This window comes from Sinomonas halotolerans (assembly GCF_039615075.1).
GTDB lineage: Bacteria > Actinomycetota > Actinomycetes > Actinomycetales > Micrococcaceae > Sinomonas > Sinomonas halotolerans.
This window is the reverse complement of record NZ_JBDFRB010000024.1, coordinates 1-24,011: the sequence shown is the minus strand read 5'-3', so window position 1 is coordinate 24,011 and position 24,011 is coordinate 1. Positions and strand designations below refer to the sequence as shown.

22 protein-coding genes are annotated in these 24,011 nt (G+C 71.5%); 12 read left to right on the top strand and 10 right to left on the bottom strand.

What is annotated here, in order from left to right; translation table 11 throughout:
• Positions 1-39 precede the first annotated feature (39 nt).
• The 3 genes from ABCQ75_RS15980 to ABCQ75_RS15970 form a co-directional block, all read right to left on the bottom strand.
• Positions 40-894: an IS3 family transposase gene (locus tag ABCQ75_RS15980; RefSeq protein WP_345883780.1), complete on the bottom strand. Its 855-nt coding sequence runs from the start codon at positions 892-894 to the stop codon at positions 40-42.
• Entirely contained in the window at positions 891-1,220 is a 330-nt protein-coding gene (locus ABCQ75_RS15975) for a helix-turn-helix domain-containing protein (RefSeq protein ID WP_345883781.1), read from the bottom strand. The genes ABCQ75_RS15980 and ABCQ75_RS15975 overlap by 4 nt, the downstream gene beginning before the upstream one ends.
• A gap of 250 nt (positions 1,221-1,470) precedes the next feature.
• On the bottom strand, positions 1,471-2,439 hold the full coding sequence (locus ABCQ75_RS15970) for a 1,4-dihydroxy-2-naphthoyl-CoA synthase (RefSeq protein WP_345886624.1): 969 nt from the start codon (positions 2,437-2,439) through the stop codon (positions 1,471-1,473).
• A gap of 24 nt (positions 2,440-2,463) precedes the next feature.
• Between ABCQ75_RS15970 and ABCQ75_RS15965 the strand changes: the two genes are divergently transcribed.
• On the top strand, positions 2,464-3,417 hold the full coding sequence (locus ABCQ75_RS15965) for an L-lactate dehydrogenase (RefSeq protein ID WP_345886623.1): 954 nt from the start codon (positions 2,464-2,466) through the stop codon (positions 3,415-3,417).
• A gap of 72 nt (positions 3,418-3,489) precedes the next feature.
• On the opposite strand, the gene ABCQ75_RS15960 is transcribed toward ABCQ75_RS15965, so the two are convergent.
• Positions 3,490-3,927, bottom strand: a complete 438-nt coding sequence (locus tag ABCQ75_RS15960; protein WP_345886622.1) for a VOC family protein — start codon at positions 3,925-3,927, stop codon at positions 3,490-3,492.
• Positions 3,928-4,217: 290 nt separating this feature from the next.
• Complete coding sequence (locus tag ABCQ75_RS15955; RefSeq protein WP_345886621.1) at positions 4,218-4,934, bottom strand: CPBP family intramembrane glutamic endopeptidase; 717 nt, start codon at positions 4,932-4,934, stop codon at positions 4,218-4,220.
• A gap of 249 nt (positions 4,935-5,183) precedes the next feature.
• Between ABCQ75_RS15955 and ABCQ75_RS15950 the strand changes: the two genes are divergently transcribed.
• From ABCQ75_RS15950 to ABCQ75_RS15930, 5 genes are all read left to right on the top strand, one after another.
• Positions 5,184-6,410 (top strand): thiolase family protein, encoded by a 1,227-nt coding sequence (locus ABCQ75_RS15950; RefSeq protein WP_345886620.1) that lies wholly within the window; start codon positions 5,184-5,186, stop codon positions 6,408-6,410.
• A complete protein-coding gene (locus ABCQ75_RS15945; RefSeq protein ID WP_345886619.1) occupies positions 6,410-7,318 on the top strand; it encodes an enoyl-CoA hydratase/isomerase family protein in 909 nt (302 codons plus the stop codon). Before ABCQ75_RS15950 ends, ABCQ75_RS15945 begins: the two co-directional genes overlap by 1 nt.
• A 2-nt stretch (positions 7,319-7,320) precedes the next feature.
• Entirely contained in the window at positions 7,321-8,190 is an 870-nt protein-coding gene (locus ABCQ75_RS15940) for a 3-hydroxyacyl-CoA dehydrogenase family protein (protein WP_345886618.1), read from the top strand.
• A 64-nt stretch (positions 8,191-8,254) separates the two neighbouring features.
• Entirely contained in the window at positions 8,255-8,878 is a 624-nt protein-coding gene (locus tag ABCQ75_RS15935; RefSeq protein ID WP_345886617.1) for a hypothetical protein, read from the top strand.
• A complete protein-coding gene (locus ABCQ75_RS15930; protein ID WP_345886616.1) occupies positions 8,875-9,582 on the top strand; it encodes a tyrosine-protein phosphatase in 708 nt (235 codons plus the stop codon). The genes ABCQ75_RS15935 and ABCQ75_RS15930 overlap by 4 nt, the downstream gene beginning before the upstream one ends.
• A 76-nt stretch (positions 9,583-9,658) precedes the next feature.
• Here the strand turns inward: ABCQ75_RS15930 and ABCQ75_RS15925 are convergent, their stop codons facing one another.
• Complete coding sequence (locus ABCQ75_RS15925; protein ID WP_345886615.1) at positions 9,659-10,399, bottom strand: GDSL-type esterase/lipase family protein; 741 nt, start codon at positions 10,397-10,399, stop codon at positions 9,659-9,661.
• Positions 10,400-10,545: 146 nt separating this feature from the next.
• On the opposite strand from ABCQ75_RS15925, the gene ABCQ75_RS15920 reads away from it, so the two are divergent.
• The 3 genes from ABCQ75_RS15920 to ABCQ75_RS15910 all read left to right on the top strand — a co-directional run bounded on the left by ABCQ75_RS15920 (position 10,546) and on the right by ABCQ75_RS15910 (position 14,996).
• Positions 10,546-12,186, top strand: coding sequence for an alkaline phosphatase D family protein (locus tag ABCQ75_RS15920; RefSeq protein WP_345886614.1), 1,641 nt, complete (start codon positions 10,546-10,548; stop codon positions 12,184-12,186).
• A 190-nt stretch (positions 12,187-12,376) separates the two neighbouring features.
• Positions 12,377-14,524 (top strand): phenylacetic acid degradation bifunctional protein PaaZ, encoded by a 2,148-nt coding sequence (gene paaZ, locus ABCQ75_RS15915; protein ID WP_345886613.1) that lies wholly within the window; start codon positions 12,377-12,379, stop codon positions 14,522-14,524.
• Between the two features lie 79 nt (positions 14,525-14,603).
• On the top strand, positions 14,604-14,996 hold the full coding sequence (locus ABCQ75_RS15910) for a VOC family protein (RefSeq protein ID WP_345886612.1): 393 nt from the start codon (positions 14,604-14,606) through the stop codon (positions 14,994-14,996).
• Between the two features lie 148 nt (positions 14,997-15,144).
• On the opposite strand, the gene ABCQ75_RS15905 is transcribed toward ABCQ75_RS15910, so the two are convergent.
• The gene (locus tag ABCQ75_RS15905) at positions 15,145-16,248 is read right to left on the bottom strand and encodes a lactonase family protein (RefSeq protein WP_345886611.1); all 1,104 of its coding nucleotides are present in this window, start codon (positions 16,246-16,248) and stop codon (positions 15,145-15,147) included.
• A gap of 276 nt (positions 16,249-16,524) precedes the next feature.
• Positions 16,525-18,255, bottom strand: a complete 1,731-nt coding sequence (locus tag ABCQ75_RS15900; protein ID WP_345886610.1) for a putative PEP-binding protein — start codon at positions 18,253-18,255, stop codon at positions 16,525-16,527.
• Between the two features lie 201 nt (positions 18,256-18,456).
• On the opposite strand from ABCQ75_RS15900, the gene ABCQ75_RS15895 reads away from it, so the two are divergent.
• The 3 genes from ABCQ75_RS15895 to ABCQ75_RS15885 are packed head-to-tail and all read left to right on the top strand — an operon-like array spanning position 18,457 to position 22,543.
• Positions 18,457-19,308: a TetR/AcrR family transcriptional regulator gene (locus ABCQ75_RS15895; protein ID WP_345886609.1), complete on the top strand. Its 852-nt coding sequence runs from the start codon at positions 18,457-18,459 to the stop codon at positions 19,306-19,308.
• A 56-nt stretch (positions 19,309-19,364) separates the two neighbouring features.
• Positions 19,365-21,356, top strand: coding sequence for a PTS mannitol transporter subunit IICBA (locus ABCQ75_RS15890; RefSeq protein WP_345886608.1), 1,992 nt, complete (start codon positions 19,365-19,367; stop codon positions 21,354-21,356).
• Entirely contained in the window at positions 21,353-22,543 is a 1,191-nt protein-coding gene (locus ABCQ75_RS15885) for a mannitol-1-phosphate 5-dehydrogenase (protein WP_345886607.1), read from the top strand. Before ABCQ75_RS15890 ends, ABCQ75_RS15885 begins: the two co-directional genes overlap by 4 nt.
• Before the next feature lie 66 nt (positions 22,544-22,609).
• Here the strand turns inward: ABCQ75_RS15885 and ABCQ75_RS15880 are convergent, their stop codons facing one another.
• Together ABCQ75_RS15880 and ABCQ75_RS15875 are read right to left on the bottom strand one after the other, a co-directional pair.
• Positions 22,610-23,464 carry an IS3 family transposase gene (locus ABCQ75_RS15880; RefSeq protein WP_345883780.1) on the bottom strand — a complete coding sequence of 285 codons (855 nt, stop codon included), beginning with the start codon at positions 23,462-23,464 and terminating at the stop codon, positions 22,610-22,612.
• A complete protein-coding gene (locus tag ABCQ75_RS15875) occupies positions 23,461-23,790 on the bottom strand; it encodes a helix-turn-helix domain-containing protein (RefSeq protein WP_345883781.1) in 330 nt (109 codons plus the stop codon). Before ABCQ75_RS15875 ends, ABCQ75_RS15880 begins: the two co-directional genes overlap by 4 nt.
• Between the last annotated feature and the right edge of the window lie 221 nt (positions 23,791-24,011).

Here is a 24,011-nt window from a genome sequence, read left to right as displayed (position 1 = left end):
TGAACTGGTCCCCGATAGTTGGACTGGTTTATTGAGATCCTAGGCGGGCAGGGCCTGTGCGCGGTATTCGACCGGGCTCAGGCCCTGGAGCCGTTGCGAGGTGCGTTCGTTGTTGTACCAGCGGATGTAGTCGTGCAGGGCGTGCTCGAGTGCCTCGATGCTGAGGTAGCGGACGTGGTGGAAGCACTCTTCCTTGAGGTGGCCGAAGAAGTTCTCGATCACGGCGTTGTCGAAGCAGTTGCCCTTGCGGGACATCGACTGTGTGGCGCCGGCGTCGGCGAGCAGCTTCCGCCAGGTGCGGTGCTGGTACTGGAACCCCTGGTCGGAGTGCACGACCGGATGTTCCCCGGGCCCTAGGGCGGTGAGTGCCTGGCGCAGTGACGAGGTGGCCAGCTGCAGGTTCGGTGATCGGCCGGTGGAGTAGGCGATGATCTCGCGGTTGAACAGGTCCATGACCGGGGACAGGTAGAGCTTGTCGTTGCCGACCCGGAACTCGGTCACGTCGGTGACCCACTTCTGGTTCGGGGACTCGGCGCTGAACTGGCGGTCCATGATGTTCTCTGCGACCGGGCCGGCCTCGCCCCGGTAGGAGGCGTAGCGGCGTTTCCGGCGGACGTGGCAGGCCAGGCCGAGCTGGCGCATGAGCTCCAGCACCGTCTTCTTGGCCACCTGCCAGCCGGCCTTGACGAGCTCCCGGTGCACCCTGCGGTGCCCGTAGCGTCCGCGCGCGGCCTCGAACGCCGCCCGGACCGCGTCCTTGAGGCCGGCCCGGGGGTCCGCCCGGTCGAGCCTGGCCTGATGGTAGAAGAACGTCGACCGGGCAAGCCCGGCCACCTCGAGCAGCACCGGCAGGCGGTGCTCGGCCTTGAGGGAGGCGACAGCGTGGGCCTTCACTGCCGTCCGTGCGCCCTCAAGGCCCGCAATTTTTTCAGGTAGGCGTTCTCAGCCTGCAGCCGCTCGTTCTCCGCCCGCAGCCGCTCCAGCTCGGTCAGCTCGCCCGCGGCGGCGCCGCCGGCCCGGGCCGGACGGCCCCTGGGCCGGGGCCGCAGCGCGTCCTCACCGCCGTCCCGGAACGCGCGTGCCCACGCCTCGACCAGCTTCCCGGAGGACAGGCCATGCTCCCTGGCCAAGGCCGCAGCAGAGCCCGCGCCCGCGAGGTAGCCCTTCACCACCGCCAGCTTCAGCTCGAACGAGTACGACCGCTTCGTCGTCTTGGCCACCAGCGCTCCTCTGCCACGGATCACCCAACGCCGATACAGCCGCTGCACCGGCCACCGGGACACCCCCAGCCGCGTCGCCGCGGCACGATCAGCGAGACCCTGCTCGAACAAAGCTACAGCCGCCGACCGCTGCCCCACGGACAACGAACTCTCCACACGCATGCACTGCTCCCCAGAAGACGGAACGGAATTTCACGGTCCAACTTCCCGGGAGCAGTTCAATGTGGGGTCCCGTCCGGGGGCCGGGCGGTCAGAAGTAGTAGGGGAAGGGGCTCCAGTCCGGATCCCTCTTGGCGAGGAACGCGTCGCGGCCCTCGACGGCCTCGTCCGTCATGTAGGCGAGGCGGGTCGCCTCGCCGGCGAAGACCTGCTGGCCCGCGAGCCCGTCGTCGGCGAGGTTGAAGGCGAACTTGAGCATGCGGATGGCCTGCGGCGACTGGCGGGCGATGTCCGCGGCGTACTCCAGCGCGACCTCCTCGAGCCGCGCGTGGTCCACGGCCTCGTTCACGGCGCCCATCGCGACCATGTCCTCGGCCGAGTACTCGCGGGCCAGGAAGAAGATCTCCCGCGCGCGCTTCTGCCCGATCTGGCGGGCCAGCAGCGCCGAGCCGTAGCCGGCGTCGAAGGACCCCACGGTCGCGTCGGTCTGCTTGAACCTCCCGTGCTCGCGGCTCGCGATCGTGAGGTCCGCGACGACGTGCAGCGAGTGCCCGCCGCCGGCCGCCCAGCCGTTGACGACGGCGATGACCACCTTGGGCATGGTCCGCATGAGCCGCTGGACCTCGAGGATGTGGAGGCGGCCCGCGCGGGCCGGGTCGATCGTCTCCGCCGTGTCCCCGGTCGCGTACCGGTACCCCTCGCGGCCGCGGATGCGCTGGTCGCCGCCGGAGCAGAACGAGTGGCCGCCATCCTTGGGGGAGGGACCGTTGCCGGTGAGGATGACGGTGGCGACATCCGGCGTCATGCGCGCGTGGTCCATCGCGCGGTACAGCTCGTCCACTGTGCCGGGGCGGAACGCGTTGCGGACCTCGGGCCGGTTGAACGCGATGCGCACCGCCGGAAGGTCCCGGACCACCGCGCCGCCCGCGTCGCGCTCGACCTGCCGGTGGTACGTGAGGTCCTCGAAGCCGAAGCCCTCGACCTCGCGCCAGTGCAGCGGATCGAAGGTGTCGGAGACGCGCTCGGGCAGGGCGTGCGGTTCACTCGGCGTAGTGGTCACGTGAGGAGAGTCTAGTCTGGCCTCATGGCGGCTCAGAATGGCAGGCTCGTGGTGGTGGGCGCCGGCGCGGTGGGCAGCTCGACGGCGTACGCCGCGCTGATCCGGGGATCCGCGCGCGAGGTGGTCCTCTACGACATCGACGCGCCCAAGGTCGAGGCCGAGGTCCTCGACCTCGCGCATGGCACCCAGTTCACGGGGTCCTCGGGCATCACCGGCGGCACGGACATCTCCCTCGCGGCGGGCGCGGACGTCGTCGTCATCACCGCGGGCGCGAAGCAGCGGCCCGGGCAGACCCGCCTCGAGCTTGCGGGCACGAACGCGAGGATCCTCGAATCCCTCATGCCCTCGCTCCTCGAACAGGCCCCGGACGCCGTGTACATCCTCGTCACCAACCCATGCGACGTCCTCACGGTCGTCGCCCAGCGCATCGCGGGCCTCCCCGCCGGCCGGGTGTTCGCCTCCGGCACCGTCCTGGACACCGCCCGTCTGCGGTGGATGGTGGGCGAGCGGGCGGGCGTGTCCCGCTCCTCCGTGCACGCCTACATCGTGGGCGAGCACGGGGACACCGAGTTCCCGCTCTGGACGGGCGCCACGATCGGGGGCGTCCCGCTGCGCGACTGGACCGCGGCGGACGGCACCCGCCCCTTCACGCCCGAGACGCTGGACGACCTCGCACGGGGGGTCGCCAGCGCCGCCTACCGCGTGATCCAGGGCAAGGGCGCCACGAACTACGCGATCGGCCTCTCGGCGGCGCGGATCGTGGAGGCGGTCCTGGGCCGCGAGGATGCCGTGCTGCCCGTCTCGACCGTGCTCGCCGGCCAGTTCGGGATCGAGGGCGTCGCCCTCAGCCTGCCCTCCGTGGTGGGCGCCGGCGGGGTGCGGCGCGTCCTGGACATCCCGATGGACGACGGCGAGCTGGCGCGGCTCGCGCACTCGGCCGAGGCGCTGCGGACCTCGGCGCAGTCCCTGGGCTACTAGGCGCCCCGCCCCGCGGGGTCTCTGAGCCGGGTGTCGGGCCACTCGGCTCTCCGGGGCAGTGAGCCGGCCGGCTCACGAGATGCAGAACTCGTTCCCCTCCGGGTCCGCCATCGTGTACCAGCCATGCGGGCCCTCGTGGCCCTCCCACAGGAGCGTGGCGCCGCGGGACTCGAGCCGCGCGCGCACCTCATCCTTGTTCTCGCCCTCGAGCCGCACGTCCCAGTGCACGCGGTTCTTGACCGTCTTGCCCTCGGGGACGGCCTGGAACAGGAAGCGCTGGCGGTCCTTCCGTCCCACCTGGTCCGGCGGGCAGATCGCCTGCGCGCTCGCCCACACGAGCACCCCGTTGTGGGTGGTGGTCTCCGCCTCGGTCGCGAATCCCTGCGCGATCATGCTGCGGATGAAGTCCTCATCGCTCGGCTCGACCGTCCAGTCGAGGGTCTCCGCCCACCAGTCCGCCTGGGCGTGCGGGTCGCGGGAATCGATCACTACCTGGAATCGGTACGCCATGGCCCCACGCTAGGCTGCGCCACGCGCAACGGGAAGGGACAGCAGGACAGATCGCGTCCGCAGACGAAGCCAGTGCCGCGGGCCCATGTGTGCTCCTGCTCGTTATGGACCGGCGGTGCGCCGTGTCGCGGGCGGCGCGCCGCAGGAGTCGCTGTGCCGCAGTCCAACGCGAGCAGGAGCACACGCGCCGAACGTGCAGGTCAATGCGACTGCCGCGAAGGTACGCGTCGCCTCCCAATCGGTGCGGATCGACGCCGCGCCGACCTCGATGCGCGCTGGCCGTTGTGCTCCTAGGGGGCGAGCGAGGAGATGTCCAGCGAGTACATGAGCACGACGGACAGGGCGTTCTTGAGCGCGTGCAGGAAGTAGCTGAACATGAGGTTGTTCGCGGTCCACGCGTAGGCGAACACGAGCACGAGGCCGAGTCCGAGGTACGGCGCGAGGGTCTGGAACGTGATGGCCTCCCGGCCTGCGATGTGCAGGGCCGCGAAGAGCACCACGGAGGCCGTGTAGCAGATCCACCGGTTCACGTAGAGGCTCAGCTTGCCGATCATGAGGTGCCGGAAGATGTACTCCTCGACGAAAGGCCCGATCAGCACGAGCAGCGGAGCGGTGAGGTACCACGGCACGCGGCGGGCCATCTCCTCGAGCCCTGCCTGGTTCTGCGAGACCTGCACCCCGCCGGCCATCACCACGACGATCACGGTCACGATCAGCATCACCACGAGGAGCAGCGGCAGGATCCCGAGCGTGAACCACGGCCGTGTCCGGAGGATCCGCAGGTCCCGGACCACATACTGCCGTGCAGCGAGCATCGCGGCCACGAACACCACTGCGTACACCGCGAGGTTGAAGAGGTAGGAGGCGATGAGAGGATCGCTCCCCAGCCCCGGGAGGCTCTCGGCGGGCACGAGCACGACCGCGAAGGGCAGGCCGAGGTAGAGGACGATCGCTAGCGCGTCCAAGACTGTGAAGCGGCCGAACCGGCGCGGGCGCGCGGTGGCCACGGATGATTGTGGAAGCATCGACGACTGAACGAACGGCCCCCGCTGGCCGTTCCGCGCTCCCCGGCCGCTCCGCCCGCCGCGCTGCGCCCGCCGTCCCGGCGGTTTCCGCCCGCCAGCTCTGTGACGGCCGGGTTGACCCCCGCGGGGCGGAGTGCCACTCTTTATAGAACGAACGGTCGGTAACTATTTGCGCCTCTGTGCGGAGCGCCCGGCCCGAGACCGCGTGAGACTAGGCATAAGGAAGTGCACATGGCTGAGGCCTTTCTGATCGGCGGCGCCCGCACCCCGGTGGGGCGCTACGGCGGTTCCCTCTCGTCCGTCCGCCCCGACGATCTGGCCGCGCTCACGGTGCGCGCCGCGGTCGAGCGGGCGGGCCTCGACCCTGCAGCCGTCGACGAGGTGATCCTGGGCAACGCGAACGGGGCGGGCGAGGAGAACCGGAACGTGGCCCGCATGGCCTGGCTCCTGGCCGGCTTCCCGGACAGCGTGCCGGGCATCACTGTGAACCGCCTGTGCGCCTCGGGCCTCTCGGCGATCATCATGGCCTCCCACATGGTCAAGGCGGGCGCGGCGGACATCGTGGTCGCGGGCGGCGTCGAGTCCATGTCCCGCGCTCCGTGGGTCATGGAGAAGCCGGACAAGGCCTTCGCCAAGCCCGGCGCGGCATTCGACACCTCGATCGGCTGGCGCTTCACCAACCCCGCCTTCCTCTCCGGCGAGCTCTCCCGGGATGGCAAGGCCACCTACTCCATGCCCGAGACCGCCGAGGAGGTCGCCCGGGTCTTCGGCACCTCGCGCGAGGACTGCGACGCCTTCGCCGTGCGCTCGCACGAGCGCGCCCTGGCAGCGATCGAGGCGGGCCGGTTCGCGCCCGAGATCGTGCCCGTGACGGTCGCGGGCCGCAAGGGTGCCACCAGCGTGGTCGACACGGACGAGGGCCCCCGGCCCGGGACCACGATGGACGTCCTCGCGGGCCTGCGCCCGGTCGTGAAGGGCGGCTCGGTCGTGACCGCGGGCAACGCGTCCACGCTCAACGACGGCGCCTCGGCCATCGTCGTGGCCTCCGAGGCCGCGATCGAGCGGTTCGGCCTGTCCCCGCGCGCCCGGATCCTCGACGGCGCCTCGGCCGGCGTCGCCCCGGAGATCATGGGCATCGGCCCGGTCCCGGCCACGCAGAAGGTCCTCGACCGGGCGGGCCTGGCTGTGGGCGACCTCGGCGCGGTCGAGCTCAACGAGGCGTTCGCCTCCCAGTCCCTCGCGGTCATGCGCGAGCTCAAGCTGGACGAGGGGATCGTGAACAACGACGGCGGCGCGATCGCTCTCGGCCACCCGCTCGGCTCCTCGGGCTCGCGCCTCGTCGTGACGCTCCTGGGCCGCATGGAGCGCGAGCTCACGGGTCCGGGCCGGAAGCTGGGGCTGGCGACCATGTGCGTCGGCGTCGGCCAGGGCACGGCGCTTCTGGTCGAGGGGGTCTGATGGAGCGGCAGGCAGAGACGGGCACGACGGCGGGCACCGCGACCGCGGCAGGCGCCCCGTCGGCGTCGTCTGCCGGACAGGCGGAGGGCACGGCGGCGGGCACGCACGACGGCGGGGCCCGCCTTGACGCTTCGGCGTTCACGACGCTGGTGGTCGAGGAGCGCGACGACCGGGTGCACGTGCGCCTGCACCGCCCGGAAGTGCGCAATGCGATCGATGCGGCGATGGTTGGCGAGCTGCACGCGGTCTGCGCGTATCTGGAGGCGCATCCGAAGGTCCTGATCCTCTCGGGCACCCCGGCGGACCCGGGCACGGGGGCGAAGGGGATCTTCGCCTCCGGGGCGGACATCGCCCAGCTGCGCCAGCGGCGCCGGGATGATGCGCTGGCCGGGATCAACTCGGGGGTGTTCGACAGGATCGCGAAGCTCCCCATGCCGGTGGTCGCGGCGCTGGAGGGGTACGCGCTGGGGGGCGGGGCCGAGCTTGCGTACGCGGCGGACTTCCGGATCGGCACCGAGTCGCTGCGCATGGGCAACCCCGAGACGGGGCTGGGGATCATGGCCGCGGCCGGTGCGACGTGGCGCCTGCGAGAGCTCGTGGGCGAGCCGCTCGCGAAGGAGGTCCTCCTGGCCGGGCGGGTCCTGAAGGGTTCGGAGTGCCTCGCGGCCGGGCTCATCACCGAGCTCGTGTCCCCGGAGGACCTGATCCCTGCCGCACACCGCCTCGCGGACCGGATCGGGGAGCAGGATCCCCTCGCGGTGCGGATCTCCAAGGCCGTGTTCCACGCCCCGCGCGAGGCGCACCCGGTGATCGACACCCTGGCCCAGGGCATGCTGTTCGAGTCCCAGGCCAAGTTCGACCGCATGCAGGCGTTCCTCGAGAAGAAGAAGACCAAGGACGGGAAGTAGAGATGGGCAAGATCAACCTGGCCGAGGGCCTCCCCGAGCGCGTCGGCGTCCTCGGCGGCGGGCGCATGGGCGCGGGCATCGCGCACGCGTTCCTCATGGGCGGGGCGGACGTGGTGGTCGTCGAGCGTGACGAGCAGGCCGCGCAGGGCGCGCGGGAACGGGTGGAGGCCTCGGTCGCGAAGTCGATCGAGCGGGGGACGGCTGATGCGAACCTCGACGAGGTCCTCGAGTCCTTCACCACGAGCGTGGACTACGCCGCGTTCGCCGACCGGGACCTCGTCGTGGAGGCCGTGCCGGAGGACCCGCAGCTGAAGACGACGGCGCTGACGGCCGTCGAGCGCGAGCTCGCACCGGGGGCGTTCCTGGCCACGAACACCTCCTCGCTGTCGGTGACGAAGCTGGCCGAGTCCCTGGCACGGCCCGAGCAGTTCCTCGGCCTGCACTTCTTCAACCCCGTCCCGGCCTCGACCCTCATCGAGGTCGTGATCGCGGAGAAGACCTCCGAGGAGGCCGGCGCCGCCGCGCGCGGCTGGGTCAAGGGCCTGGGCAAGACCGCGGTCGTGGTCAACGACGCCCCCGGCTTCGCCTCCTCGCGCCTGGGCGTCGCGATCGCCCTCGAGGCCATGCGCATGGTCGAGGAGGGCGTCGCCTCCGCCGAGGACATCGACAACGCCATGGTGCTGGGCTACAGGCACCCCACCGGACCGCTGAAGACCACCGACATCGTGGGTCTGGACGTGCGCCTGGGCATCGCCGAGTACCTCCACGCCACCCTCGGCGAGCGGTTCGCCCCGCCGCAGATCCTCCGGGACAAGGTCGCCGCCGGCGAGCTCGGCCGCAAGACCGGAAAGGGCTTCTACGACTGGAGCTGACCGCCGGGCCTTCCTCGGCCCCTGGCTTGGGTGGGTCTCCCTCGGAGAGTTCGCCGGGTTCCTCGTGCCGCTGGGCGCCGAGGCCCTGAACCTCGCCCTCGCCGTGCCGGACCTTCCCGCAGCGCTCATCCTCGCAGCCGCTGGCGCAGGGGAGGGCGCCGTCCTGGGCGCTGTCCAGGCGTGGCAGCTCGGCATTGCCCTCCCCGGCCTCCGCCGCGGCCGCTTCATCGCGCTCACGGCGGCGGCCGCGTCGGTGGCCTGGGCATTGGGGATGCTCCCCTCCACCACGTGGGAGGCGTGGACGGCCTGGCCGCTTCCCGCCGTGATCGGGGGCGGTGCCGTCCTGGGAGCCGCGCTGCTCGCGAGCATCGGAACGGGCCAGTGGCTCGAACTGCGCCGCCTCGTGCCCCACGCCTGGACGTGGATCGTCGCCACGGCAGCCGCCTGGTGCGCTGGCCTCGGCGCCTTCTTCGCCGTCGCGACGCCCCTGTGGACCGAGGGCCAGCCGCTCTGGCTGGTCCTCGCGATCGGCGCGCTCGGCGCGGCCGCGATGGCGGTGTCCATGGCGGCCGTCACGGGGTGGGCCGCGCGGTGGCTCGTGCACGGGGGCGCCAAGGACTTCACCACGGGGCGGCAGGGACCCCACAACGGGGCGGCAGGGACCCCTCAACGTAGGGTGGGGCCATGAGGCGCGTCGACTGGGAGGGGGCCGTCAACGCGCGCCATGTGCGCGGATCGGTCTACCGCATGGGCCGGCGCGAATGGCTCACCGAACGCGGGTGGCGGCAGATGCACGACGACGGCGTCAGCACCGTCGTCGACCTTCGCAGCCCCGGGGAGCAGCGCCGCCGGGCAGCCGACCCCCAGGTGAGTCCCGAGGCGATGGCGGGGATCGCCGTCGTGAGCGCGCCGACCGAGGACCCGGGGCACCCCGAGCACGCCGAGGCGTACGCCGTGCGCACCCCGCCGTACCTGAACCATCCGGAGGGGTATGCGGAGATCATGCGGCTCTTCCCGGACCGGATGGTCCAGGTCTTCCGCGCGATCGCCGAGGCGCCCGGCGGGGTGGTGCTCCACTGTTCCGCCGGGCGCGACAGGACGGGGCTCATCGTGACGATGCTCCTGCAGCTCGCGGACCCCGCCGGGGCGGGGCGGGCGGCGGCCGAGCAGTACGAGGCAAGCGTGCGCGGCATCAACGAGTGGCACCGCATCAGCCCCGTGAAGCACCCGTACGAGCGCTGGCACGACGACGAGGAGCTCGCCACGCTGCTCGCGGAGCGGCAGGAGGCGCTCACGGCGTTCGCGGCGGGCCTCGACGTCGAGCGCTTCCTCCTCGAGCACGGCCTGTCCGCGGCCGAGATCGCCGCGGTCAGGGCCAAGCTCCAGGAGTGAGCCGCTGGCCTGCTGGGGCGGCCCTGGACGAATGTTGCCTCCCGATTTCGGGTGTGAAACAGGAGGCGAAAACCGGCTACAGGCGCGGCGCGATAGCCGCTGCGTAGGCCTGGTAGCCGGCTGCGTTGGGATGGTAGGGCGCTGGTTCGCCCGCGCTGTTGATCCACGGGTCCGAGGAGCCGATGCCGTGGCCCAGGAACGCGCCGACGACGTCCACGTACTGGGCGCCGGAGGCGCGTGCGCCGAGGTAGATCTCGTAGTTGAGCGCGAGGGTCGCGCCGTTCACCACGTCATCGAGCGTCGAGTAGGGGTCCTGGGCCAGCAGGAGCGGATACCCCGTGACCACGACGTTGGCCTTCTTGGCCCGGGCCTGGACGGCGTCCACCACCGCGGCGACCTGCCTGTCCACCGCCGCGATCGCGGAGAGCGCCTTCTGGACCGCAGCCGCGCACGCGAGCGTGTTCGGATCCGGGATGCAGGCGTAGTAGACGGACGAGACGCCCACGTTGTTCGCACCGACCGTCACGGTCACGTCCGTGGCGTTGCGGGGGACTGCGGGCACCTGGGTGGCGAGCACGTCCCCTGTGGTCGCACCCGAGCAGCCGAGGTTCGGCGAGGCGCCCAGCAGGGCGGCGTAGCCCGCGTCGGTGCGGCCGCACGCGTCGAGCACGGTGCCGGCGCCGACGCCCGCGGCGATGGAGTCCCCGACCGCGACGTAGCCGCCCGGGGCGGCTGTGGCGGGGGAGCTGCCGAGGAAGATGAGGCCGAGGGCCGCGATGAGGGCGGCGAGTCCCCGGCCGAAGCGTTGCGAGGCCATGATGGCTCCTAGCGTTCGTTGTCGTAGCCGTCGGGATTGCGGCGGCAAGGGTCTTCGTGGCAATTCACGCACAGTTCATACCCAGCGAAGCGGCGGTTCATGCCACTTCCGCCCGGCTGCCACGCCGTGTCCCTAGCGTGGCGCCCATGGATGCTCTCGAGCCGCGCCCCGCGCGTTCCGCCCACCGTCCCCTCTCCCGCAGGTCCCTCCTGGCCGGCGGCCTCGGCGCCGGCACCGTTGCCGCGGCCGGCCTCGCGGCACCTTCGGCCGCGTTCGCGTCCTCGGACGACGCCTCCGCGAACGGCCTCCGCACCGACCCCTTCACGCTCGGCGTCGCCTCGGGCGACCCGTGGCCGGACGGGTTCGTCCTCTGGACCCGGCTCGCCCTGGACCCGCTCGCCGAGGACGGTCTCGGGGGCATGCCTCCCCGCCCGGTGGAGGTGCAGTGGGAGGTGGCAGAGGACGCCGCGATGCGCGCGGTCGTGGCCCGCGGCACGGCCGTGGCGCTCATCGAGGACGCGCACTCCGTGCACGTGGAGCTCATGGGCCTGCGCGCGGGCCGCGAGTACTTCTACCGCTTCCGTGCCGGCCGCCACCTGAGCGCTGTGGGCCGCACGCTCACGGCCCCGGCCCCGCACGAGATGCCTGCGGCCCTCACCATGTCCTTCGCGAGCTGCGCGCAGTACGAGCACGGGTACTTCACCGCCTACCGCAGGATGGCGGAGGACCAGCCGGACCTCATCCTCCACCTCGGCGACTACGCCTACGAGTACCGGAAGAACGTCTACACCCTCCCCGGCGGCAACATCCGCCACCACGACGGCCCCGAGACCGTGACGCTCGCGGGGTACCGCCAGCGCCACGCCCAGTACAAGAGCGACGCCGACCTCCAGGCCGCGCACGCCATGGCGCCGTGGGCCGTGGTCTGGGACGACCACGAGGTGGACAACAACTGGGCCGCCGGGATCCCCGAGAACTCCGACCCCGGCCAGATGAACGACACGGCCGCGCGCTTCCTCGAGCGCCGCGCCGCCGCCTTCAAGGCGTACTACGAGAACATGCCGCTGCGGGCATCCGCGGCGGCGGTCGGTTCGGACATGCAGATCTACCGCCGCCTCGCATGGGGCCGGCTCGCGAACTTCCACATGCTGGACACGCGCCAGTATCGCGATGACCAGCTGGCCGGCGACGGCTGGCGCGAGAACGTCTCGGAGCGGTTCGCCGAGTCCCGCACGATCACCGGTGCCGCGCAGGAGCGGTGGCTCCTCGACGGCTTCCGCGCCTCGGAAGCCCGGTGGGACGTGCTCGGCCAGCAGGTGTTCTTCTCCGAGAGGGACCGCGACCGCCCGCTCGAGGTCGACGACGTCTCGATGGACGGCTGGGATGGATACGCCGCCTCCCGCCGCCGCATCACGCAGGGCTGGATCGACGCCGGGGTGCGCAACGCGGTCGTCCTCACCGGGGACGTGCACCGGCACTGGGCGAGCGACATCCGGGTGGACTTCAAGGACACCGACGCGCCCGTGGTGGGCTCCGAGCTCGTGTGCTCCTCGGTCACCTCGAACGGCGACGGCTCCGGCTCGACGACGAGCTCGATGATGGAGTGGAACCCGCACCTGAAGTACTACAGCGACCGGCGCGGCTACGTGCGCACGCGCATCACGGCGTCGTCCATGTCGGCGGACTTCCGCGTCCTGGACCGGGTGAGCACCCCGGGCGCGGCGGCGACCACGCAGGCGAGCTTCGAGATCGCGGACGGCACACCGGGCCTCGTGCCCACCGCCTGAGCGGATCTGGCGGGGCAGGCAGGCGGGGGGCCGCACGAGCGGCGGCGGCCCCCGTTCCGCCCGTCCCCCTCGTCCCGCCCGTGGTCACCGTGTATTCTGGATCCATTACCGAACGGCCGGTCAGTATTTCCCTGCGGCCCGCATCCCGCGCGGGCCCGACCGGCCCAGCCTCTCGGAAGGATCGTCGACGATGACCACTGCCCCGGAAGCCCCCGCCACCCAGACCTCTGCCGTGACGGTCGTCCCCAGCTACGTCCGCGACGCCTGGTGGACCCCGGACACGGAAGCGCTGGGCTCCGGACGCGGCGCCCAGGTGCGCGACGCGAGCACGGGTGAGCTGCTCGCCGTCGTGAACGCCGACGGACTGGACCTGGCCGGCATGGTCGAGCACGCCCGCACGGTGGGCCAGAAGTCCCTCGGGGAGCTCACCATCCACGAGCGCGCCCTCAAGCTCAAGGAGCTCGCGCAGTACCTCAACGGCCGCCGCGAGGAGGTGTACGCGCTCTCGTCCAAGACGGGCGCCACCAAGATCGACTCGATGGTGGACATCGACGGCGGCATCGGCGTGCTCTTCACGTTCGGCTCGAAGGGCCGCCGGGAACTGCCCAACACGAACGTCATCGTCGACGGCCCCATGGAGAACCTCTCGAAGGACGGATCGTTCGCCGGCGAGCACATCTACACGCGCATCCCGGGCGTGGCCGTGCAGATCAACGCATTCAACTTCCCCGTGTGGGGCATGCTCGAGAAGTTCGCCCCGGCCTTCGTCGCCGGCGTCCCCACGATCGTGAAGCCCGCGACCCCGACCGGCTACGTCGCAGAGGCCATGGTGCGCCTCATGGTCGAATCCGGAATCCTCCCGGCTGGTTCGGTCCAGCTCGTCTCCGGCTCGGCCCGCACGCTCCTGGACGAGCTGGACTACCGGGACATGGTGTCCTTCACGGGCTCCGCCGGCACCGCGAACATGCTCAAGTCCCACCCGAACGTGGTCCACGGCGGCGTGCGCTTCACGTCCGAGACGGACTCGCTCAACGCCGCGATCCTCGGGCCCGACGCCGGCCCGGGAACCCCGGAGTTCGACGCGTTCGTGAAGTCCGTGGTCACCGAGATGACGGTCAAGGCCGGCCAGAAGTGCACGGCCGTGCGCCGCACCATCGTGCCGCAGGAGTTCGTGGACGACGTCGTTGCCGCCATCGGCGCGCGCGTCACCGAGCGCGTGGTCGTGGGGGATCCGCGTGCCGAGGGCGTCACGATGGGCGCGCTCGCCTCGCTCGAGCAGCTCCATGACGTGCGCGGCGCGGTCGAGTCCCTCGTCGCGGCCGGCGGCCGGATCGCGTTCGGCTCGCTCGAGGCTCCCGAGGTCGTCACGGCCAGCGGCGAGAAGTCCGTGGTCGCGGACGGCGCCTTCATGGCGCCCGTGGTCCTGACGTGGGACGACGCGCTCGCACCGGCCCTGCACGGCACCGAGGCGTTCGGCCCGGTCTCGTCCGTCATCGGCTACTCGAGCCTCGAGGAGGCCGTGCAGCTCGCGGCCCTCGGCGCCGGCTCGCTCGTCGCCTCGGTGTGCACCAACGACCCGGCCACCGCGCAGGCCCTCGTGACCGGCATCGCGGCGCACCACGGCCGCGTGCTCGTGCTCAACCGCGAGGACGCGAAGTCCTCCACGGGCCATGGCTCCCCGGTCCCGCACCTCGTCCACGGCGGCCCCGGCCGCGCGGGCGGCGGCGAGGAGCTCGGCGGCATCCGCTCGGTCAAGCACCACATGCAGCGCACGGCCATCCAGGGCTCGCCCAACATGCTCACGGCCGTGACGGGCGTGTGGCACACGGGCGCGGACCGGAACCTCGCGGACACCGACGACCCCTCGACGCACCCGTTCCGCAAGTCCCTCGCGCAGCTGCGCATCGGGGACGCCGTGAGGTCTGGCCTGCGCCAGGTGACCCTCGAGGACATCACGGCGTTCGCGAACGAGACCCGCGACACGTTCTATGCCCACACGAACGAGGAGGCCGCCGCGGCCAACCCGTTCTTCCCCGGGATCGTGGCCCACGGCTACCTGCTCGTGAGCTGGGCGGCCGGCCTGTTCGTCTCCCCGGAGCCCGGCCCGGTCCTGGCCAACTACGGCCTCGAGAACCTGCGGTTCATCACCCCGGTCCCGGCCGGGGACTCGATCCGGGTCACGCTCACCGCCAAGGAGATCACCCCGCGCGTCACCGACGAGTACGGCGAGGTCCGCTGGGACGCCGTCCTGACCAACCAGGACGACGAGATCGTCGCGACCTACGACGTGCTCACGCTCGTGGCGAAGGAGTGGCCGGTCCCGGTCGCGGAGGGCTGATCCTGCAGGGTCCCTCGGGGCGCCGCGGGCGTAGAATGGCGCCGTCCAATCCTCGTGGAGGTGCAGCATGTCGCTGGCGATGAAACCATCAACCACGATCCTGACGGTGGCCGATGAAGGCCGGGCCAGGACCTTCTACGAGGGGGCGCTGGGGCTCCCTGTCCGCGGCAAGGACCCGACCGGGATGACCATCCTCGGTCTGGACGGATCCGCATCCCTCGGCCTCATGGTGGACGCGAACGCGGTCCACTCGGGGCACACTGCCCTGACGTTCGAGGTGGAGAACCTCGAGACCGCCATGGCCGATCTCGAAGGGCACGGCGTGCACTTCGAGGACTACGACCTCCCCGGCCTCAAGACGGATGAGCACCACATCTGGTCGCAGGGCGGGGAGCGTGCCTCGTGGTTCGCCGATCCCGACGGCAACATCCTCTGCCTGCACCAGGGCGGGGTGATCGAGTACTCGATGTGAGCAGTCCTGCCCTCGGCTGAGGGGAGGGACGACGACGGCGGGCTGGGCACGGTGCCCAGCCCGCCGTCGTCTGCCCCGCCAGAGGAGGCCGCCCGTGGTCAGGCCATCTGCGGGCAGACCGCCCGGCGTCATGCCGACCGGCGCGGGGTCAGCCCGCGGCCGGCGTCCAGCATTCGATCCAGAGGGGGCCGTCCGCGGTCTCGACGCGCGAGACGTCCTCGAGGGTGCCGTCCTCCGGGTCGATCCGGTAGGACGTGACGTGGTTGGACCTCTCCCCGGCCACGAGCAGGAACTGCCCAGTGGGGTCGATCGCCATGCCGCGCGGCTGCGCCTCGGTCATGGTGTGCCGGAGGAATTCGAGCTTGCCGTGCTCGTGCACGAGCAGGGCCGCGACCGTGCTCGTGGACCGCTCGGTGGTGAACAGGAAGCGGCCGTCCGGTGTGAGGCGCAGGTCTGCGCACCACACCACGCCCTGGCCGGGATCCTCGGTCGCGGGGGAGCGGACCAGGCCCGGCAGGAGCTCGAGGCCCTCCACCGCGGAGGCAGTCCAGACCAGGTCCAGCGCGCCCGTCTCGGCGTCCCGCTCGTACACGGTCACGTCGCCGGAGAGCTCGTGGAGGACGAACGCATGCCGTCCGGTCCGGTCGAACACGATGTGCCGCGGGCCGGAGCCCGGCTCGCAGGCGACGTACCCGCTCGGGGCGACAGTGCCGGCGTCGTGCGCGGAGGAGCCCGGCGCCGCGGCGTCCAGCGCGAACCAGCTGATCCGGTCGTCGCCGAGGGAGGCCGTGTATGCAAAGCGCCCGTCCGGGCTCGGGAGCGCGCTGTGCGTGTTGCGGCCTGAACGGTACTCGGTGAGGCCGCCCAGGCCGGCGGTCGCGGCGCTCCCGGGTGTCTCCTGGTCCTCGGCGGGCACCGGGTAGCCGAGCGCGAGGCCCTCGTGGTAGGACGCGCTCAGCAGCCGCGTGCCGTCCTCCGTGAGCGAGAGGTAGCACGAGCTCACCGGCACCGGCCGGTCGGCGACCGGATCCGGTGCACCGCCTGCCGGGTCCAGCGCGAGCGCGAGAGTGCGGCGGGGCTCGCTGTTCACCGCCGCGTAGAGGGTGCCCGCGGGGTCGAGGGCGAGGGCCGAGACCCGGCCGAGCCCGGCGACGCGGGAGACGCGGTCTAGCTGGCCGGTCTGTGTATCGAGGGACAGCGTGTCCACGGTGGCGCCGCTTGCGCAGGCGAGGAAGGCGAACGTTCTGGACACTGTCACTCCTGGGGTGGGTCGACATCGAGATGACTCGGCGACGTGTGTCGCACAGCCTTGGGTGCGCGCCAGAGCACGCACATGCGCTGGGTTGCCGGCTATTCCTACGGCTGTTGTCGTCCAGATCCCTGGTGTTGGGTTGCTCGCTGCTGCGAGTGCATGGGGCCAACGCTAGCAGCTCACGGGAGCTGCTGCGCGGGGCCCTGTCTGCCTATTATGCGCCCCCGGGGCCGTTTTTGTTCCCCGCGGGTAACCGGGGGCGTGCGCCCCGTCTCCTCAGAGCCCCAGCTCCTCGAGGACGGGCAGGTGGGCGCGGACGGCGTCGCGTGCCTCGACGGCGGAGGCCGCCTCGAGCGCAATGCCCGCGAGCTCCTGGGCCTTCGCGAGCGTGATCGTGGCCAGGACGGCGTTGACCGCGGCGAGTGCCCGAGGGGTCATCGAGAGGGTCGAGACGCCGAGCCCCACGAGCACGGCCGCGAGCGCCGGGTCCGCCGCGGCCTCGCCGCACACGCCGACCGGCTTGGGCTTCTGCTCGGCAGCGGAACCGGAAGCGGAACCAGCGGCGGAAGCGGCACGGGCGCCGTCGCATGTCGCCTTGATGAGGTGCAGGACGGCGGGCTGCCACGGGTTGTTGAGGGCGGCGAGGGGACCGAGCATGCGGTCTGCGGCCATGGCGTACTGGGTCAGGTCGTTGGTGCCCAGCGAGGCGAAGTCCGCATGCGCGAGGACGTGGCGCGCGGTGAGGGCCGCCGAGGGGACCTCCACCATGACGCCGGCGGTCCGGAGCCCGGCCTCGCGGGCCAGGGAGACGAAGTGCGCCGCCTCCTCGGGGGTAGCGATCATGGGGGCCATGACCCACACGTCCGCCTCGTGCTGTCCCGCGGCGGCGGCGATCGCAGCGAGCTGGCGGGCCAGCACGCCGGGGCTCGTGGTGTCGGTGCGGTACCCGCGCACGCCGAGGGCGGGGTTCGGCTCGTCCGTGTTGGTGAGGAACGGCAGGGGCTTGTCCGCGCCGGCGTCCAGCGTGCGGATCACGACCTTCCTGCCCGGGAACTCGGCGAAGACGGCGCCGTACGCCGCCACCTGCTCGTCATGCGTCGGCTCGCTGTCCCGGTCCAGGAAGCAGAACTCGGTGCGCAGCAGGCCCACACCCTCCGCGCCCGCAGCCGCGGCCTTCGCCGCGTCCTTGCCCGTGCCCACGTTGGCCAGCAGCGGGACGGCGTGGCCGTCCGCGAGCGTGTTGCTGCCCTCGAAGGCGGCGAGGGCCGAAGCCTGGGTGGCCCACGCGGCCGCGGCGTCCCGCTCGGGCTGGCCCGGCCCGGCGATGACGGTGCCGGCGCCGCCGTCCACGTACACCTCGGTGCCGTCCGCGATCCGGTCCACGCCCTCCGCAGCCACCACGGCCGTGAGGCCGAGCGAGCGGGCCAGGATGGCGGTGTGCGACTGGGGGCCGCCGCCCGAGGTGATGAGCGCGATGACCTTGGCGGGGTCCAGGGTCGCGGTGTCAGCGGGGGCGAGGTCCTCGGCGGCGAGGACGAACGGCGCGTCCGAGGCCGGGATGCCCGGGGCGGGGAGCCCGCGGAGCTCGGCGACGATGCGTGAGCGCACGTCGAGGATGTCCGCAGCGCGCTCCGCCATGTAGCCGCCCAGGGCCGTGAGCTTCTGCGCCACGGCGGCGCCAGAGTCCCATACCGCCCGCTCGGCAGACCGGGGGCCGCCCTCGGTGGCGGGGTCGAGGAGCTTGACCGCGCCCTTGACGAGCATGGGGTCCGCGGCCATCATCGCGGTGGCCTCGAGGACGCCCTTCGCGTCCCCGGTGGCCGTGGCGGCCCGGTCCTTGAGGGCCGTCTGGACCGCCTTCGAGGCGGCTTTGATTCGCTCGGCGTCCGCCACGGCATCGGATCCGGCGACGATGCCGGGCGCCGGCTCGGCGACCGGGGCGGGCATCTGCAGCACGGGGCCGAGGACGCGTCCCGGTGTCACACCGACGCCGTGGAACTGCTGCATGATGGGGGTCCTTTCGTCGAGGATGCCGGGTCTCAGGAGGCCCCGGCGCAGAGGTCTGGGCGTTACCCTAGCGCCTATAGCACTGCTATAACAAGGCCGCTTCATGATCTGCGTCACATGCCGACGCAGACCTCCCGGCGTGTGAGATGCGGCACATTTCGCGGTTGTTATAGCGTTGCTATATGCCGTACGCTAGCGGCCATGCGTGAAACAGTGGCGGGCGCCGACGGCGGCGCAGCCCGGGCAGAGGCGCCCAAGGCCTCTCCCCGGGAACGGCTCATCCAGGCGGCCATGGAACTCCTGGCCTCCTCCGGCGGAGCCGCCGTCTCCACGCGTCAGATCACCGACCTCGCGGGCGTCACGGCGCCCACCCTCTACCACCACTTCGGGGACAAGGACGGCCTCATGGAGGCGGTCGTGGCCCGGGGATTCGAGGAGTTCATGCAGAGCGAGGGGAGCATCGAGCGCTCCGGCATCCCCGTCGAGGATGTCCGGCGGCTCTGGGACGTCCACGTCCAGTTCGGCATCACCCACGCCCAGCTCTACATGCTCATGTTCGGGAGCTCCGGCCCCAGTCGGCGTCCCGTCGTCGTCGCCGAGGCCGAGAGGCTCCTGGAGCGCGAGCTCACCCGACTCGCGGCCGAGGGCCACCTCGCCGTCCCGCCGCTCGAGGCCGCGAGGGCCATCCTCGCCGCCAACATCGGCGTGACGCTCATGCTCATCGCCGACGCCACCGAAGGCGACGCCTCCCCGGCAGACGCCGCTGAGGCCACGGCGGCCAACACCCTCTCAGCGCAGACGCGGGACGCTGTCCTGCGCTCTGTCCTGACCGACCCCGGCATCCTCGATGCCGCCTCCGCCGGAACGCCCTCGTCGAGAGGCGGGCAGCCCAGCTACGTCGCTGCGGCGATCGCCCTCAACGCGACGCTCCAGTCCTCGCACCCGGACCAGCTGTCCGGCACCGAGATGAAGCTCTTCCTGGAATGGCTCCACCGGCTCTCCACGGCGACCCCGCCGGCAGGCCCCGCAGAACCGCCCCGCCAGGACCGCTGACCCCACCCCCTTGTGCAGCCGCATGCTGCCTCTGCCCTAGGAAAGCAGGACACACCATGTCGACAACCGCAGCGCCGTCGCGCCTGCACACGGCACGCGCCGGGGTGCAGAAGTTCGGCACCTTCCTCTCCGGGATGATCATGCCGAATATCGGCGCCTTCATCGCCTGGGGGCTCATCACCGCCCTCTTCATCGAGAAGGGCTTCCTCCCCGTCCCCCAGCTGGGAGGCTTCGGGGAGACCGACGGCACGCCGAACGTGGGACTCGTGGGCCCCATGATCAAGTACCTCCTCCCGCTCCTCATTGCCTACACGGGCGGCCGGATGGTCTATGACGTCCGCGGCGGCGTGGTCGGTGCGATCGCAGCGATGGGCGTGATCGTCGGTGCTGACATCCCGATGTTCGTCGGCGCGATGATCATGGGCCCGCTCGGCGGGTGGACCATGAAGAAGCTCGACGCGATCTGGACGCACAGGATCCGGCCGGGCTTCGAGATGCTCGTCAACAACTTCTCTGCCGGCATCTGGGCGGCCGTCCTGGCGCTCATCGGCTTCTACGGCATCGCACCGCTCGTCGAGGCCGGCAGCAACGCGGCTGGCCGGGCGGTGCAGTTCCTCGTCGACAACGGCCTGCTCCCGCTGACCTCGCTGCTCATCGAGCCGGGCAAGGTCCTGTTCCTCAACAACGCCATCAACCACGGCGTCCTCACCCCGCTCGGCACCCAGCAGTCGCTCGAGCAGGGCAAGTCCATCCTGTTCCTCCTCGAGGCCAACCCCGGCCCGGGCCTCGGCGTGCTCCTCGCCTACATGCTCTTCGGCCGCGGGGCTGCGAAGGCCTCCGCCTCGGGCGCGGCGATCATCCACTTCTTCGGCGGCATCCACGAGATCTACTTCCCGTACGTTCTCATGAAGCCGATCCTCATCCTCGCCACGATCGCCGGCGGCATGACCGGCATCGCGACCCTGGCGCTGACGAACTCGGGCCTCGTGGCCCCGTCGGCCCCGGGCTCGATCATTGCGGTCATGGCGCAGACATCGCGTGATTCGTACGTCGGTGTGATCCTGGCAGTGGTCCTCGCATGCGCCGTGTCCTTCCTCATCGCCTCCGTGATCCTGCGCCTGTCCAAGGACAAGGGCGAGGGCGACCTCTCCGCCGCCACCGCGCAGATGGAGGAGATGAAGGGCAGGAAGTCCATGGCCTCGACCGTCCTCGGCAGCGGCAGCGCGGCCGCCGGGACGGCGACCCTGACCGGCACCGGAGTGAAGAGCATCGTCTTCGCGTGCGACGCCGGAATGGGCTCCTCCGCGATGGGCGCCTCGGTGCTCCGCAACAAGATCCGGGCCGCAGGGCACGACGACGTCACGGTCACCAACTCCTCGATCGCGAGCCTCACGGACACCTACGACATGGTCGTGGTGCACCAGGACCTCGCCCTGCGTGCCCAGGAGAAGACCCCGAGCGCACAGGTCGTGACCGTGGACAACTTCATGGGCAGCCCGAAGTACGACGAGATTGTCGAGGTGCTCGACGCCGAGAAGGCGGGTCCCGGCGACACCTCCGCCGCACCCGCGGCGACGGCCGAGGCCGAGGCGGCACCGCCGTCGTCCGCCGAGGCACACCCGGTGCTGCGCCGCGAATCCGTGCTGCTCGCCGGCGGCGCCGCGGACATGGCCGGCGCGATCGACGAGGCCGGGCGCCTCCTGCTCGCCGCGGGAGCCGTGGACGGCGCGTACCTGGATGCGATGCACGAGCGTGAGCAGTCCGTCTCGACCTACATGGGCAACTTCCTCGCGATCCCGCACGGCACCAATGAGGCCAAGGACCACATCAAGGCCTCTGCCGTGACGTTCGCCCGCTACGCGGAGCCGATCGACTGGAATGGCAAGCCGGTCAAGTTCGTCGTCGGGATCGCCGGCAAGGACAAGGAGCACCTGGGCATCCTCGCCCGGATCGCCAAGGTGTTCGGGGACCGCGAGCAGGTGGCGCGCCTCGAGGCTGCGAGCACCGTGGACGAGGTCCTCGAGATCCTCGGGAAGGTCAACGGATGACCGGGGAGGCCCAGGACCGGCAGAAGACGGCCGTCCACTTCGGCGCAGGGAACATCGGCCGCGGATTCGTGGGCCTGATCCTGCACGGCGCCGGCTACCGGCTCGTGTTCGCGGATGTCGCCGCGCCGCTCATCGACGGGCTCAACGCGACCCCCGAGTACACCGTGCACGAGGTGGGCGAGGGCGGCAGGGACCACGTGGTGGACGGCTACGAGGCCGTGAACTCGGCCACCGACGAGGCCGGCCTCATCGCGCGGATCGCCGCCGCGGACGTCGTGACGACCGCCGTGGGCCCGAACATCCTGAAGTTCGTGGCCCCAGCGATCGCCCGCGGCCTCGCCGCCCGGCCCGCAGACGGCGGGCGTGTGGCGGTGATGGCCTGCGAGAACGCGATCAACGCGACGGACATCCTCGAGCGCGAGGTCCGCGCCGCCGCAGCGGGCGAGGGGCTCGACGACGCCGCGGTGGACGCGCGCGCCGTGTTCGCCAACACCGCAGTGGACCGGATCGTCCCCGCCCAGGAGCCCGGGGGGCTCGACGTCCGCGTGGAGCCGTACTTCGAGTGGGCGATCGAGCGCGGGCCGTTCGGGGAGGCCGTCCCCGAGATCCCGGGCGTGACGTGGGTGGACTCGCTGGGACCGTACATCGAGCGCAAGCTCTTCACGGTCAACACGGGCCACGCGGCCGCGGCGTACTTCGGCCGGGCCGCGGGCAGGGAACGGATCGCCGAGGCCGTCGCTGACCCCGAGGTCCAGGCGAGGGTCGAGGGCGTGCTCGCCGAGACGAAGGCGCTCCTCGTGGCCAAGTACGGGTTCGCCCCTCACGAGCAGCAGGCCTACATCGAGAAGATCCTCGCCCGCTTCGCGAACGCGGAGCTGCCGGACACCGTGGAGCGGGTGGGGCGCGCCCCACTGCGCAAGCTCTCGCGCCACGAGCGGTTCATCGGCCCCGCAGCCGAGCTCGCCGAACGGGGCCTGCCGACGGACGCGCTGCTCGCTGCGGTGGGCGCCGCGCTGCGCTTCGACGCGCCGGGCGACGACGAGGCGGCCCGCCTCCAGGAGCTCCTCGCCTCCGGGGAGCCCGACGCCGGCCTCGTCACCGAGATCACTGGGCTCGCCCCGGATCACCCGCTCCACGGCGCGCTCGTGGGCGTGGTGGCCGGAGTCAGGGCGGCGCGCCTCTCTTAGCGTTGTGGGGTCCCGTCCGGCCCGTTGTGAACTGGTCCCCGATAGTTGGACTGGTTTATTGAGATCCTAGGCGGGCAGGGCCTGTGCGCGGTATTCGACCGGGCTCAGGCCCTGGAGCCGTTGCGAGGTGCGTTCGTTGTTGTACCAGCGGATGTAGTCGTGCAGGGCGTGCTCGAGTGCCTCGATGCTGAGGTAGCGGACGTGGTGGAAGCACTCTTCCTTGAGGTGGCCGAAGAAGTTCTCGATCACGGCGTTGTCGAAGCAGTTGCCCTTGCGGGACATCGACTGTGTGGCGCCGGCGTCGGCGAGCAGCTTCCGCCAGGTGCGGTGCTGGTACTGGAACCCCTGGTCGGAGTGCACGACCGGATGTTCCCCGGGCCCTAGGGCGGTGAGTGCCTGGCGCAGTGACGAGGTGGCCAGCTGCAGGTTCGGTGATCGGCCGGTGGAGTAGGCGATGATCTCGCGGTTGAACAGGTCCATGACCGGGGACAGGTAGAGCTTGTCGTTGCCGACCCGGAACTCGGTCACGTCGGTGACCCACTTCTGGTTCGGGGACTCGGCGCTGAACTGGCGGTCCATGATGTTCTCTGCGACCGGGCCGGCCTCGCCCCGGTAGGAGGCGTAGCGGCGTTTCCGGCGGACGTGGCAGGCCAGGCCGAGCTGGCGCATGAGCTCCAGCACCGTCTTCTTGGCCACCTGCCAGCCGGCCTTGACGAGCTCCCGGTGCACCCTGCGGTGCCCGTAGCGTCCGCGCGCGGCCTCGAACGCCGCCCGGACCGCGTCCTTGAGGCCGGCCCGGGGGTCCGCCCGGTCGAGCCTGGCCTGATGGTAGAAGAACGTCGACCGGGCAAGCCCGGCCACCTCGAGCAGCACCGGCAGGCGGTGCTCGGCCTTGAGGGAGGCGACAGCGTGGGCCTTCACTGCCGTCCGTGCGCCCTCAAGGCCCGCAATTTTTTCAGGTAGGCGTTCTCAGCCTGCAGCCGCTCGTTCTCCGCCCGCAGCCGCTCCAGCTCGGTCAGCTCGCCCGCGGCGGCGCCGCCGGCCCGGGCCGGACGGCCCCTGGGCCGGGGCCGCAGCGCGTCCTCACCGCCGTCCCGGAACGCGCGTGCCCACGCCTCGACCAGCTTCCCGGAGGACAGGCCATGCTCCCTGGCCAAGGCCGCAGCAGAGCCCGCGCCCGCGAGGTAGCCCTTCACCACCGCCAGCTTCAGCTCGAACGAGTACGACCGCTTCGTCGTCTTGGCCACCAGCGCTCCTCTGCCACGGATCACCCAACGCCGATACAGCCGCTGCACCGGCCACCGGGACACCCCCAGCCGCGTCGCCGCGGCACGATCAGCGAGACCCTGCTCGAACAAAGCTACAGCCGCCGACCGCTGCCCCACGGACAACGAACTCTCCACACGCATGCACTGCTCCCCAGAAGACGGAACGGAATTTCACGGTCCAACTTCCCGGGAGCAGTTCA

Excerpts from the sequence above, each read along its gene's own strand:
- ABCQ75_RS15965 (WP_345886623.1), top strand. The coding sequence starts at position 2,464 with ATGGCGGCTCAGAATGGCAGGCTCGTGGTGGTGGGCGCCGGCGCGGTG.
- ABCQ75_RS15960 (WP_345886622.1), bottom strand. The coding sequence starts at position 3,927 with ATGGCGTACCGATTCCAGGTAGTGATCGATTCCCGCGACCCGCACGCC.
- ABCQ75_RS15950 (WP_345886620.1), top strand. The coding sequence starts at position 5,184 with ATGGCTGAGGCCTTTCTGATCGGCGGCGCCCGCACCCCGGTGGGGCGC.
- ABCQ75_RS15945 (WP_345886619.1), top strand. The coding sequence starts at position 6,410 with ATGGAGCGGCAGGCAGAGACGGGCACGACGGCGGGCACCGCGACCGCG.
- ABCQ75_RS15940 (WP_345886618.1), top strand. The coding sequence starts at position 7,321 with ATGGGCAAGATCAACCTGGCCGAGGGCCTCCCCGAGCGCGTCGGCGTC.
- ABCQ75_RS15930 (WP_345886616.1), top strand. The coding sequence starts at position 8,875 with ATGAGGCGCGTCGACTGGGAGGGGGCCGTCAACGCGCGCCATGTGCGC.
- ABCQ75_RS15925 (WP_345886615.1), bottom strand. The coding sequence starts at position 10,399 with ATGGCCTCGCAACGCTTCGGCCGGGGACTCGCCGCCCTCATCGCGGCC.
- ABCQ75_RS15920 (WP_345886614.1), top strand. The coding sequence starts at position 10,546 with ATGGATGCTCTCGAGCCGCGCCCCGCGCGTTCCGCCCACCGTCCCCTC.
- paaZ (WP_345886613.1), top strand. The coding sequence starts at position 12,377 with ATGACCACTGCCCCGGAAGCCCCCGCCACCCAGACCTCTGCCGTGACG.
- ABCQ75_RS15910 (WP_345886612.1), top strand. The coding sequence starts at position 14,604 with ATGAAACCATCAACCACGATCCTGACGGTGGCCGATGAAGGCCGGGCC.
- ABCQ75_RS15900 (WP_345886610.1), bottom strand. The coding sequence starts at position 18,255 with ATGCAGCAGTTCCACGGCGTCGGTGTGACACCGGGACGCGTCCTCGGC.
- ABCQ75_RS15895 (WP_345886609.1), top strand. The coding sequence starts at position 18,457 with ATGCGTGAAACAGTGGCGGGCGCCGACGGCGGCGCAGCCCGGGCAGAG.
- ABCQ75_RS15890 (WP_345886608.1), top strand. The coding sequence starts at position 19,365 with ATGTCGACAACCGCAGCGCCGTCGCGCCTGCACACGGCACGCGCCGGG.
- ABCQ75_RS15885 (WP_345886607.1), top strand. The coding sequence starts at position 21,353 with ATGACCGGGGAGGCCCAGGACCGGCAGAAGACGGCCGTCCACTTCGGC.